Origin of the sequence: Collinsella aerofaciens ATCC 25986 (assembly GCF_964237925.1) — a bacterium.
Taxonomy (GTDB): Bacteria; Actinomycetota; Coriobacteriia; order Coriobacteriales; family Coriobacteriaceae; genus Collinsella; species Collinsella aerofaciens_BJ.
Genome location: NZ_CAXSKI010000005.1, coordinates 1 through 12,133, shown reverse-complemented (window position 1 = coordinate 12,133; position 12,133 = coordinate 1). Strand labels below are relative to the sequence as shown.

At 57.8% G+C, this 12,133-nt stretch carries 11 protein-coding genes; 6 read left to right on the top strand and 5 right to left on the bottom strand.

Annotated elements, in window-relative coordinates; translation table 11 throughout:
* Nucleotides 1-89: 89 nt before the first annotated feature.
* Nucleotides 90-917: a TipAS antibiotic-recognition domain-containing protein gene (locus ACESWY_RS03350; protein WP_373092975.1), complete on the top strand. Its 828-nt coding sequence runs from the start codon at nt 90-92 to the stop codon at nt 915-917.
* 51 nt (nt 918-968) lie between these two features.
* Complete coding sequence (locus ACESWY_RS03345) at nt 969-1,214, top strand: glutaredoxin family protein (RefSeq protein ID WP_373092973.1); 246 nt, start codon at nt 969-971, stop codon at nt 1,212-1,214.
* 64 nt (nt 1,215-1,278) lie between these two features.
* On the opposite strand, the gene ACESWY_RS03340 is transcribed toward ACESWY_RS03345, so the two are convergent.
* The 5 genes from ACESWY_RS03340 to ACESWY_RS10290 all read right to left on the bottom strand — a co-directional run bounded on the left by ACESWY_RS03340 (nt 1,279) and on the right by ACESWY_RS10290 (nt 7,761).
* Nucleotides 1,279-2,232, bottom strand: a complete 954-nt coding sequence (locus ACESWY_RS03340; protein WP_373092971.1) for a tRNA dihydrouridine synthase — start codon at nt 2,230-2,232, stop codon at nt 1,279-1,281.
* A gap of 52 nt (nt 2,233-2,284) precedes the next feature.
* On the bottom strand, nt 2,285-5,539 hold the full coding sequence (locus tag ACESWY_RS03335) for an ATP-binding cassette domain-containing protein (RefSeq protein ID WP_373092969.1): 3,255 nt from the start codon (nt 5,537-5,539) through the stop codon (nt 2,285-2,287).
* Between the two features lie 254 nt (nt 5,540-5,793).
* The gene (locus ACESWY_RS03330) at nt 5,794-6,765 is read right to left on the bottom strand and encodes a TlpA family protein disulfide reductase (RefSeq protein ID WP_349114734.1); all 972 of its coding nucleotides are present in this window, start codon (nt 6,763-6,765) and stop codon (nt 5,794-5,796) included.
* Nucleotides 6,766-6,794: 29 nt separating this feature from the next.
* Nucleotides 6,795-7,697, bottom strand: a complete 903-nt coding sequence (locus ACESWY_RS03325; protein ID WP_373092967.1) for a 4Fe-4S binding protein — start codon at nt 7,695-7,697, stop codon at nt 6,795-6,797.
* Nucleotides 7,690-7,761, bottom strand: coding sequence for a CD1871A family CXXC motif-containing protein (locus ACESWY_RS10290; protein ID WP_254179316.1), 72 nt, complete (start codon nt 7,759-7,761; stop codon nt 7,690-7,692). The genes ACESWY_RS03325 and ACESWY_RS10290 overlap by 8 nt, the downstream gene beginning before the upstream one ends.
* 147 nt (nt 7,762-7,908) lie before the next feature.
* Between ACESWY_RS10290 and ACESWY_RS03315 the strand changes: the two genes are divergently transcribed.
* From ACESWY_RS03315 to ACESWY_RS03300, 4 genes are all read left to right on the top strand, one after another.
* Nucleotides 7,909-8,601 carry a response regulator transcription factor gene (locus tag ACESWY_RS03315; RefSeq protein ID WP_430393433.1) on the top strand — a complete coding sequence of 231 codons (693 nt, stop codon included), beginning with the start codon at nt 7,909-7,911 and terminating at the stop codon, nt 8,599-8,601.
* Entirely contained in the window at nt 8,598-9,749 is a 1,152-nt protein-coding gene (locus ACESWY_RS03310) for a HAMP domain-containing sensor histidine kinase (protein WP_373092964.1), read from the top strand. Before ACESWY_RS03315 ends, ACESWY_RS03310 begins: the two co-directional genes overlap by 4 nt.
* A gap of 68 nt (nt 9,750-9,817) precedes the next feature.
* On the top strand, nt 9,818-10,822 hold the full coding sequence (locus ACESWY_RS03305; protein WP_373092962.1) for a helix-turn-helix domain-containing protein: 1,005 nt from the start codon (nt 9,818-9,820) through the stop codon (nt 10,820-10,822).
* Nucleotides 10,823-10,978: 156 nt separating this feature from the next.
* Nucleotides 10,979-12,133: hypothetical protein (locus ACESWY_RS03300; RefSeq protein WP_373092960.1), on the top strand; the 1,155-nt coding region annotated here is incomplete at its 3' end.

Below are 12,133 nucleotides of genomic sequence, written 5' to 3'. Positions count from 1 at the left end.
GCGGTCCCCCGTCGTGCAACCAACGGTTGCTTGGAAGGGCGCCTGCCGCCGCGTATGCTTAAGCCATCAACCAGCAGAAAGGAGCCGCTATGGCCTTTGCAGAAAAGCTCATCGCTGTCCGTCGCGCCCATCGCCTTACCCAAGAGCAGCTCGCCGCCAAGCTCTTCGTCACACGCCAAGCCGTCAGCCGTTGGGAGCGCGGCGAGGTCACACCGGGCATCGACATGATGAAGCTCATTGCGGCCGTAACCGGCGAGCCGCTGCCCCACCTGCTCGAAATGCCCGAGCATTATTGCCAGAGCTGCGGCATGATACTCACGCCCGACGACTGCGGCACCGATGCCACGGGCGCCACGACCGACCATTACTGCAAGTGGTGCTACGACCACGGCAGGTACACCTACGACACCACGATGGAGGCAATGATCGAGGATTGTGCCCCGCGGCTGGCGCAAAACACCGGCATGTCGCTCGACGAAGCCGTCTCGCTCATGGGCGCCGTCCTGCCACAACTGGAGCGCTGGCGCACCGTGCAGGAAAACGAGGAGCGCTACGGTGCCGAGGCGCGGGCGCGCTATGGCGACGAGACGATCGACGCAGCAAACGAAGCGCTGCTGGACATGGACCCCGAGACATGGAACGACATGAAGGAACTTGAACGCGCTGTTCTGGGCCAGCTTTCGATTGCCATGGGCATTGGCGACCCAGAGAGCAACGAGACCCACAAACTTGTCGCAATGCACCGTCGATGGATTGCCCTTAACTGGGGACACGAGCCCCAAGACGAAGCATACCTGGGCCTCGCCCACGGCTATCTTGCCGACCAGCGCTTTGTTGACTACTACGACAAGCCCTGCGGCACCGGAGCCACGGCGTTTCTGGTCCAGGCCATCGAGTCGTCGTTGACGCGCGCATAGACCGCGGCTGCTTTGGGTATTTCAATCGAAACCTCAACCGATTGGAGACCCATGGCTACTAATCATGAGCTCACGCTGTACGTTATGACCGGCTGCCCGTATTGCATAAAAGTCAAGCGATTCCTTGCCGATAACGGTGTGACCATCCCCGAGCGCAATATCTCGACCGATACCGAAGCCGAGCAGACACTCATCGCCATCGGCGGAAAGCGCCAGGTTCCCTGCCTGTTCATCGACGGCAAGCCACTCTACGAGTCGAGCGACATCATCGCATGGGTACAAGAGAACCTGCTCTAGTGCAACATAGTCATCGGGGTCGTTCTTAAATGACTAGTCGTTAAAGAACGTTCCCAATGACTAGCTAGCCGTGGAAGCGGGCTATGGGTGCAAGTGGCTGCTCGCGAAAGACACGATCGACGGCGGCGCGGTATTCGTCGACCTTTTTAGTCTTGCGTACGAGTTTATGAACGGTAGCGGGGTCAGCGAAGGCGCACTTGGCGTAGAACCACCACTCCTTCATACGAAAGACCGCGTTACCGCCAATCTCTTCTGCATATGCCGCAAACAGCGTGTCGTGGAAGCGCTGCAGCTCAGCAGCCGTTGCAGCAGGGCCGCCCTTGACCATGCGAGCCAGAGCGGGGTTCGCGAGCAGGCCACGCCCCAACATCACATGGCGCGTGCCGGGATAGGCCTCCACCAGCGCGTCCATATCCTCAAGATCAAAAATGTCACCGTTATAGGCCACGGGGAACGGCGCACGCTCCAGCGTCTCGCCATAAAACTCTTTGCGCGGCGAGCCCGTATAGCGGTCCTTTTGCACGCGCGGATGCACAATGAGCTCTGCCAACGGCATGCGGCAATACAGATCGAGTACGCGCTCGTATTCGTTGTCGCTCTCCAGCCCCAGCCTGGTTTTTACCGACACCGGCAACGGCGAGCGCTCGCACACATCACGCAAGAACACTTCGAGCTCGTCCAAGTTACGCAAGAAACCCGAGCCCTTGCCCTTGGCAACAACCGTACCCGAGGGGCAACCAAGATTGAGATTGACCTCGCGGTAGCCCATGTCGGCGAGCACCTGCGCCGCCCACACAAACTCGTCCGCGTTCTTGGACATCAGCTGAGGCACTACGTTGAGCCCCTGGTTATTGGCAGGATCGATCTCCTTAAACGCCTTGCCGCCAAAGCGGTTTCCCACCCGCGGCGGCGGCAAAAACGGCGTGTAATAACAATCGAGCGCACCGAAGCACTCCGCATGCACGCGACGGAACACATGCCCGGTAATCCCCTCCATAGGGGCCAGCGATAGAATCATCTACTCTTCTCTCATATCAACGAACGTGACAAAGGACTGTCCCTTTGTCACATTATTCGGAGCGCAGGGCTTCGACGGGGTCCTTCTTGGATGCGCTACGGGCCGGCAGCAGGCCGGCAACAACCGTCAGCAGCACCGAAATTGCAATGAGCACCAGCGCATCCTGCACGGGCAGGCTCATCAGATTGGGTACCTGTTTGGCAGTAAGCGCCCAGGTATTAACCGGAAAACTCACGAGCACCACGACGATAATGGCAAAGACGCCGGCAATGAGGCCCTCGATAAAGGTCTCGGCATTGAATACGTTGGCCACATTACGCTTCGACGCGCCGATCGCACGCAGGATGCCAATCTCCTTTTTGCGTTCCAGCACGCTGATGTAGGTGATGATGCCGATCATGATGGAGCTCACCACCAGGCTGATACTCACGAATGCGATGAGCACCAAGCTGATGGTGTTCACGATGTCGGTCACCGAACCCATGATGATGCCCATGTAGTCGGTGTATGAGATTGCCTGTTCATCGTGGCCAGAGGCTTTGACCTGCTTGTTGTACGCGTCGATGTGATCGAGCACGCGCTCCTTGGCCTCAAAGTCACGCGGGAAAATCTTGACTGAGATGGGGTCTGCCTCGTCCGCATAGCCCAACGTGGTCAGATTGTTGTCGTAGGTGAGCTTCGACGCCTTCGCATAGCTCATCATGAGCGAGCTCAGGTCCTCGGCGTCCATGTTGAAGTGGATGGCATGAGCAAAGGCGCTCGCATCCACGCGCATGGCGCCCGCCAAGTTGGCAAAACTTGACGACATCTGCGTCGCCATCTGGCCCATGAGCTCTGCTGTGCCTGCCTTGAGCTGAGCTGACACCGTCGCCGCAATCTGATCGCTGATCGACTTCATCACCTGATCCATAGCCTGCTGCAGATACGGAGCCAGCTGCTTTTGCACATAGTCGGTCATCGCCTGCTGCAGACGCTCGGCCGGAGCATCGCCGCCGAGCGCTTTGAGCTGGGCCAGGATTTGCTGGGCTGTGTCATCATTCTCAAGATACGTCGAGAATGCGGCAGAGAGCTTTGACGCGTCCTTAAGATCATCGGGCGACAGCGCCTTAAACTGATCAGACTGCAAAAAGCCCTCAAACAGCTGGTTGGCTAGTGTTCCCACCTGCTGCATTTGCTCGGGCGTGAGTTCCAGACCGTCAAAGATATCCGAGAAATCTGGGGTTGGCGCTTTTGCCATGATGTCGCTGAAGTCGATGTCCTTGCCAACGCCCGAAAGGTCAATGTCCAGCCCCGACAGATCGATGCCAGAAAGGTCCATACCGCCGGCTGCACCCGAGAGCGCAGATGTATCGAACGAAAACGCGCTCTTGAGCGCTGCCTCGTCCACACTGAACATGCTGCCCAGATCCACGCCTTGCTTGGCCTCGCCTTGCAGTTCGTCGAAGGTTTTGCCCGTAAAGACATCCGTCTCGGGGTGGGCGAGTTGCTCCTGCACAATCTGCGAATCGGCGGCGCGCTCCATAAGCTGGCGAGTCAGCGCATGCGTGTAGGCAATGCCCGGGGACAACGCGCTCGCGTTGGCGGTCTCGTTGGGTCGCACCACGCCCACAATGTGCACGTCGATACCGTCGGCAACCTTGGCGGCCATAAAGTCGGTGTCGCCAGACATATCGGTCCATATGCCGGTCTCTTCGTTTTTGCGATACGCATCGGCCGGCGACAGCACCTTAAACGTCGTGGACAGCGCATCGTCGTAGGTAAATTCGGTGCCGGTCTCGGGCGTTTCGACCCCACCGTCAGCCGTCATAGCGCTGTTTACCAGATCGTTGAGCTCATTGATATCCAGCGCGCCGATGCTGTAGAGCGTGTAGTCGCCCACCGTGCCACGACTCGAGAGCACCATCACGGCTTCGTTGGCAGACGTGGGCCAATGACCGGCGACGACATCGTACTGGCTGTCGAGCAGGCTCTGGTCGTCAATCATCTCGTTAAAGACCGAGGTTCCCATGGATTCCATGCTCACCGTTGCCGCCGAACTCGCGCCTCCGCTCATGGCCTCGGTCATAGCGTTGGGAACAAGCCGGACGGGCTTCTCGTCGCCCTTGCCGGCACGATAGACAACCGGCGATACACCGTAGCCGTACTGAATGGCGTTGACTTCTTTATCGATGCCGTCGCCACCGGCATCGAGCCATGCCTTAAAGCTCGTCATGTCGTTGGACTTAACACTTGCAAACATATCCTTTACGGCCGTGACCACGGGAATCTTATCGTTTCCCTGAGCCTTGTCGCCGGCACTGTCGTCGGACGAATCCACGTTTTCAGGCGAGTCATCATCCGCAGCCCCCTGTCCGCCCATCATGGACGACAGGTCGTAATCCTGCTTGGAAATGGTGAGCGGGTAGCTCGAGAGCGTATCCTCCTCGACCTTTTTGATGTAGCCGTTTACGCCATTGGACAGCGCCAGAATCGCCGCGATACCGATAATGCCAATCGAGCCCGCAAAGGCAGTCATGGCCGTACGGCCCTTTTTGGTCATAAGGTTTCGGGCAGAAAGCCCCAGCGCCGTCACAAAGCTCATCGAGGTTTTGCGCGTAGGCTTGGCCTCGCGGCGCGTGGCGTCAGCGACATCGAAAGGGTCGGAATCGTCGGTGATCTTGCCGTCCGCCAGGTTAACAATGCGCGTGGCGTACTGGTACGCCAGCTCGGGATTGTGCGTGACCATGATGACCAGGCGGTCGCGCGCCACGTCCTTGAGCAGGTCCATGACCTGTACGGATGTCGTTGAATCCAAAGCGCCGGTCGGCTCGTCTGCCAGCACAATCTCGGGATCATTAATCAGGGCGCGGGCGATGGCCACGCGCTGCATCTGCCCGCCCGAAAGCTGGCTCGGGCGCTTGTTAACGTGCTCGCCCAAGCCGACTTTCTCCAATGCCTCGCGCGCACGCTGGCGACGCTCGGCATGCCCCACGCCCGTGAGCGTGAGCGCCAGCTCCACGTTTTCCAAAATGGTCTGATGCGGAATGAGGTTATAGCTTTGGAACACAAAGCCGATGCGGTTGTTGCGGTAGGCATCCCAATCGCGATCGTGAAAGTCTTTGGTCGAAATACCGTCGATCAGCAGGTCGCCAGAATCGAAATGATCGAGCCCACCGATAACGTTGAGCATCGTAGTTTTACCCGACCCCGAAGGTCCCAGAATGGCCACGAACTCGTTATCGCGAAAAGCCAGGCTCACGTTATCGAGCGCCACCTGCGTAAACGACTGCGTGACGTACCTTTTGCAAATACCTTTGAGCTCCAACATGGACGGCAACCTCTCCCACGCGGGCGCACTCGCCCACTCTCCCCCGCCGTTCGTATTCGACGCGTTTGTCCTACTCTATCCCCATTTTTGCCGGAGCCAGTGAGGAATGTAACGAACCGCGCCAAAAAAACGAACGGGATGGTGCCCAAAAGAAGAGGTCCCGAGCGGGACCTCAAAATGGTGGAGATTATCTTGAAAGGCAGCAGACTACTTCGCACAGCGACACACGATCCTCGCTATGCTTTACGCGGTTTTTACTGCTCGCTATTCGCAATCGCCTGGTCGATAAGCTTGTCGAGTGCTGCGCGCTGCTCGGCGGAGCTGATGGCTCCCACGATTGGATCCCCTACGATGTTGCCATTCTGATCGATGACATACGTTGTCGGGAACGAGAACAAATTTGACGTAAACTTACCGGCCTCGCTATCCGACTTGAACCAGATGTTCTTATATGTCACGCCCTTCTTGCTCAGCACGTCCTTGGCATCTGCAATCTCGCCCTTGTTGCCATCGAGCGTAAAGGAATTGACGCCCACGACCTGGCCGCCCTTCTCGGCAAGCTCCTGATTCAGTTTCTCAAGATCGCCCAACTCACCCACGCACGGCTTGCAAGTGGTGAACCAGAAGTTCATGACGGTAACCTTGTTCTTAGAGAACAGCTCGTCGCTGCTCACGTCGTTGCCGTCCAGGTCCTTGCCCGTAAAGCTGGGGAACTTCGTCGCCTCGCTCGAAGCATTGGCACCAGCCGTCATGCCAGCGGTCGAAGCGTCGACGCTCTCGCCTGCGCTCGGCGTGCTTCCACAGCCGGGGAACTCCTTCTCCAAGCTCTCGAGCTTGTCCTCGATTTCCTTGATCTGCTGCGCACCGGCCTTGAGCGTCTTAAGCTCATCCGCCGTAAACTCATCCTTGGCGCCGTCGATGGTCTTGAGCAAGAAATCGCCGTAATTGCTGCCGTCCTCAATCATTGTCGAGTCTTTATTTGCCGCATTGAATACCTTTTCCCACAGCGCGTTATCACTCGAAAAGATCTCGTTCTCCTTCTGCATGAGCTTCGCATACAGCTCGGCGGCCTCGTCGGCATTGGCCGGCTTCTGCGCAGTGAGTTCTGCGATCTTAGGATCGGAGCTCGCAGATTCGCTCACATTGCCACCGGGCGCCGAACATGCCACAAGGCACAAGGCCAATACCGGCACCATAAACAGGGCCGCAATCTTAGAAAGCTTCATAGTCATTCCTCCGTTTTGTCGAAGCTTGTTTACTTTTTATCGGCGGTCAAGGGAAGCTTTTCCGCCGATACATCCAGGCCATAGCGATAGCTGATGGCATCGACAGGACAGGCCCCGATGCACTTTCCGCACCGGATACATTCGGCATGATTGGGCGCGCGGACCACATCAACGTCCATCTGACAAACCCTTGAACACTTGCCGCACGAGACACATTTGCATGCGTCAACCCGAATCCCCAGTAGGGACACCCTATTCATGAGCGCATAGAATGCGCCAAGTGGACAAATCCATTTGCAGAAGGGGCGATAGAACAAAACGCTCAGCACTACCACGGCAATGAGAACGGCAAGTTTCCAGGTAAAGAGCTGCCCCAGCGCAGATCGAATGCCGGCGTTGGCAATGGCCAGCGGAATGGCGCCCTCGAGCACACCCTGTGGACAGATGTACTTACAAAAGAACGGGTCGCCCATGCCCACGTCGTTAACCACCAAGACGGGCAGCAGCACCACGGCAAACAGCAGCACGACGTACTTGATGTACGTGAGCGGCTTGAGCTTTTTCGTGGAGAACTTTTTGCCGGGAATCTTATGAAGCAGCTCCTGCAGCCAGCCAAACGGGCACAGAAAGCCGCATACAAAGCGTCCCAGCAGCACGCCGAGCAAAATGAGCGTACCGGTAACATAGTAAGAAAAGTTGAACTTGGATGAACCTACCACCGACTGGAACGACCCGATGGGGCACGCACCCGATGCCGCGGGGCACGAATAGCAATTAAGTCCAGGTACGCAGACTGTTTTTCCCGCGCCCTGATAGATGCCGCCTTTGGCAAAGTTTGGCAGGTGAATGTTGATGACCAGCGTCGCCGCCGCCTGAATGAATCCGCGAAATCGGGCCAAAACATGCGACGCAGTGTTTTCTCTTTTATCCAATTCCGATACACTCCAAGCACAGCCTAATCGCTTTGGCCAGCACGGCATCCGCCTCGCCACGCATAACACCAAAGCACACCATGGCAATTCCGACGATCAACAAAGCGACCTGTACCACGGGCTTTACCGCTTTGAACAACCTGACCACTCCTTTCGTTACGCGACCATTGGACCATATCGACTATAAAATCCGTGTTAAGCGCGATTTGGAATGTGCAAGGAGACTGTTATGCGTATTTTGATCGTCGAAGACGAGCGAGCGCTGTGCGATGCAATCGCGCGCAGCTTGCGAAACTTGGCGTACAGCGTCGACTGCTGCCACGACGGACAGGAGGCGCTCGACCTGCTGGGCGTCGAAGTCTTTGACCTCGTGGTACTCGACCTCAACCTTCCCCGTATCGATGGCATGACCGTGCTCAGGGAACTTAGGAAAACCGACTGCGAGACCAAGGTACTGATTCTGTCCGCACGCGGCGAGGTCGCCGACAAGGTCGCCGGACTCGATGCCGGCGCCAACGATTACCTTACCAAGCCGTTTCATCTTGACGAGCTTGCGGCAAGGATCCGCAGCCTTACCCTCAGGCGCTTTGCACAAAGCGACATAGTATTAACCTGTGGAAAGCTCCGCTTTGACACCAAGGCGCGCATCGCTTCCGTAGACAGCGAGGCCCTATCTCTTACGCGCAAGGAAACGGGAATCTTGGAATACCTGATGCTTAATCAGGGGCGACCGGTAAGCCAAGAGGAGCTTATAGAGCACGTTTGGGATAGCAGCGTGAACAGCTTTAGCAACGCGACCCGCGTTCACATCTCGTCACTCCGCAAAAAGCTACGCAGCGCTTTGGGATACGACCCGATTCGCAATCGGATTGGAGAGGGCTACGTTATGGAGGATAGCGAATGAAAAGGCTTTCGCTGCAATGGCGCATAACGATTACGACGGCACTGCTCACGTGTGCGGCATGCGTGCTGACGAACTGCCTGGTCGGCTATACGGGCATGCGCTACATGGATGCCATCGGCAGTAACATCTCGGCCTTTAACGCAACCGGCGAAAATTCGCCCCAGGCGTTCGACCCTACGAAAGCGACCCCCGATGACGAGGTCACGATCGTCGTAAACGACGCACAGGAGTCTTTTGGCACGACAGCCTGGTACATCACGGCTGGAGTAACACTCCTTGGCGGCGCGCTGGCATACTTTGTGAGCGGCCGTGCACTCAAACCGCTACGGGCTTTTGCGGCCCAGGTCGAGCGTGTGCAGCCTGACAACCTAAGCGAAATCAGGCTCAGTGAAGATGTGCCCATCGAGCTACAACGATGCAGCGCCTCTTTCAACGACATGATCGCCCGTCTTGGCGAAGGGTTCTCTGCACAGCGTCAGTTTACCGGCAACGCCGCACACGAGCTGCGCACCCCGCTCGCCCTTATGCAAGCACAGATTGAACTATTCATCTCCGAGCACTCCGGTTTGCAACCCGAAACGGCCGAGCTGCTCGGCCTGCTACAAGAACAAACCGAGCGCATGTCTCGAATGGCCAAGGTATTGCTCGAGATGAGTGAGCTCCGCAGTGTTCCTTGCGAGGACGATGTGGAACTTGGTCCCTTGTCCGAAGAGGTCCTCACCGACCTTGCGCCACTTGCCGAAAAAAGGGGCATAGCCCTCAATTGTGCCGGAGACGCTCTAGTAATCGGGAGCGACACGCTCCTCTATCGGCTGGTGTTTAACCTGGCCGAAAACGCTATCCGCTATAGCCGCACCGACTCGAGCGTTACCGTCTCCATCTGCGACAACGACAGCCACGTGTTCCTGCGAGTCGAGGACCAGGGCCCGGGAATACCCAAGCAGTACCGTGAGAGCATCTTCCAACCGTTCTTTCGTCTAGACAAATCCCGCAGCAGGGCATACGGCGGCGCAGGACTCGGACTAGCGCTCGTTTGGGAGATTGCAGCTCTTCACGGTGGCACAGTAGAGGTCGAAACAAGTTCCGAGAACGGGACCACCATGCTCGTAAGCCTTCCAAAACGATCCGCAGCGTCAACCGAGCAGTAAAACGAAAGGGGTCCCGAGCAACAGGAGTACAATTGCTGCTATTGTTGCCAGCTGTTGGGAGATGGAAGATGGACTGCGATGGCTACCCATGCGTTCCCATGCCGTTGATGTGCACTGCCTTTGTGCCGGGGCAGATTGACGCTGCGGTTGCAGGCATTTCCGACCCCGATTCACGCACCATCGCCACGGCAGAAGCGCTGTACTTTCGCGGACAGGCCGCCCTCGCTGCCAAGACGGCGCGCCCCTATCTTGACGCCACCGATTCCGCACTGCGCTATTCCGCATGCTTTATCTGCGGATACGCCAGCCTGTCGCTCAACCGTATCGCCGACGCCCGCCGTTGTCTTGCGGGCATCCTCGATACGCCAACTGACGAGGAATCACCCGCCGTCCACGCCACGCATATCCTGTTCGCCTCGGCCGCAAGCGTCCTGCTGCACTTGTCTTCCCCGTATTCTGCCGAAGAGTTTTATCCGCTTGCGGCGCATCTGCCCGAAGGCCTGCGCCTGTTCGCCAGCTACGTGATGGCGCATGCCCTGTACCTGCGCGGCGAATATGGCCGCAGTCTGGGCATGGCGGAAAACGCCCTGATCATGAAACAGGGGAGCTATCCGATCTCGGAACTGTTCCTGCACCTGGCAGCTTCCATGGCATGCATGAGTCTCAAAGACGTCGACGCCGCAAAAACGCACTTCGGAGCCGCTTGGAACATTGCGCGCCCCGACGGCCTTATCGAGCTCATTGGCGAGCACCACGGCCTTTTACAGGGGCTTATCGAGGCATGCTTAAAATCGCAATACCCTGACGATTTCGCACGTATCATCGAGATTACGTATCGATTCAGCTACGGCTGGCGGCGCATCCACAACCCCGATTCGGGCGAGGACGTTGCCGACGATTTAACGACCACGGAGTTCACCATGGCCATGCTCGCCTGCCGCGGATGGACCAACGCCGAAATCGCACGCCACATGGGCGTGTCGCCAGGTACCGTTAAAAATCGACTGTCCAACGTGTATGCAAAGCTTGGCATCGGCACGCGCACCGAACTGGTCGCGCATATGCTGCGTTAGCGGCCAGACTGCCTAGCGCGGCACGTGCGCCCCGGAGCCCCGGCGCTTCGCTCGCTCAAATTGGACATTTTGGCCCTCGGACGGCACTACCGTGACAGGATGCCTTCTCGCAAAATTGGATTATTTCCACCGATACCTGCGGGATGGGAGCCAAAGATGCTTGATCGCCGTTCGTTACTTGTTGCCGGAGCGTCCTCGCTGGCGAGCATTATGTTGCCGCGCGTGCCGGGAAGCGCAAACGCCTTCATATTGCCGTTCGCCCCCGCCGAGGCATACGCCGACGAAGATGATCCCTTCAAGGTCTTGGTGCTCTCGCGCACCATGTTTGGTGTGGTCGTGGTCGACGTCGCCAACAAGAATACGCCCATCACGGGTGCCCAGGTCACGCTCATATCGCGCTATGCCGCAGGCAAGCAGCTCACCGCCACGACCGATGACGAAGGCACGGCCATCTTTGAGGTCGCCCCTCTTTCAGAAGGCTACGTGGACGAGGCAACGCTTCTCGACGCGTACGACTTTAACGGCGGCATCTCCATTAGCATGGCAGGCTACCGCGATGTCGAGATTCCCCTTGCGCGTATCCAGGGCGGCACCGCTATTACCGCACCCACACGTCCGCTCTCCGATGGCGAGCCGTACTTTCGACAGCTCACGTTCGACGAATGGGACATCCAGTACGCCGACGCCACGTTTATGGCAATGCCAGCGGACGAAGCAGCAAACGACCAGCCCGACACGCACGCTTTTACCGTGCAGGCTCATCTGCCGCAGGGCGGGCAGGCAACGTTGCATATCAATAAAGTGATGCCCGCTGCGGGCAGCTCACCCGAAACCGTCACGCAGATCGGCCAGATCAAGGCCAGCGCATCGGGCGCGGATAATCTGGCGACGTTCACGCTTGAAGACACGTTCCTCGATGCAGCTTCGGGCCTTCTGGAGGAAGGGTGCAAGCTGCGCTTTATGCTCGACTACCAGGGCAAAACCTACACGCTCTCATCCCCTATGGCCGTTGTCACCGCGCCGGCCGCAAAGGCGGAATCGGGCTCGACCACCATCATTCCCACCACCATGGACCAAGAGATCACTCCGTTTGATTTCCCCGCGGCGTTTCCCGGTATCGGCGGCAATAAGTTCACGTGCTGGATGCCCACATTTCCCATTCTGTTCGATTTCTCGTTTGCTGGATACGTGCTGTTTGGCGGAGGGTACAAACCAGCTAGCTATATGAACGATTGGGGGTGCGGACAGAAAGTTGGACCGCGGGGCGGTCCGGACTGGAGGTTCGCATGTACAGCAGGGAGAAGGTCGAGC

Excerpts from the sequence above, each read along its gene's own strand:
- ACESWY_RS03350 (WP_373092975.1), top strand. The coding sequence starts at position 90 with ATGGCCTTTGCAGAAAAGCTCATCGCTGTCCGTCGCGCCCATCGCCTT.
- ACESWY_RS03345 (WP_373092973.1), top strand. The coding sequence starts at position 969 with ATGGCTACTAATCATGAGCTCACGCTGTACGTTATGACCGGCTGCCCG.
- ACESWY_RS03340 (WP_373092971.1), bottom strand. The coding sequence starts at position 2,232 with ATGATTCTATCGCTGGCCCCTATGGAGGGGATTACCGGGCATGTGTTC.
- ACESWY_RS03335 (WP_373092969.1), bottom strand. The coding sequence starts at position 5,539 with ATGTTGGAGCTCAAAGGTATTTGCAAAAGGTACGTCACGCAGTCGTTT.
- ACESWY_RS03330 (WP_349114734.1), bottom strand. The coding sequence starts at position 6,765 with ATGAAGCTTTCTAAGATTGCGGCCCTGTTTATGGTGCCGGTATTGGCC.
- ACESWY_RS03315 (WP_430393433.1), top strand. The coding sequence starts at position 7,909 with ATGTGCAAGGAGACTGTTATGCGTATTTTGATCGTCGAAGACGAGCGA.
- ACESWY_RS03310 (WP_373092964.1), top strand. The coding sequence starts at position 8,598 with ATGAAAAGGCTTTCGCTGCAATGGCGCATAACGATTACGACGGCACTG.
- ACESWY_RS03305 (WP_373092962.1), top strand. The coding sequence starts at position 9,818 with ATGGACTGCGATGGCTACCCATGCGTTCCCATGCCGTTGATGTGCACT.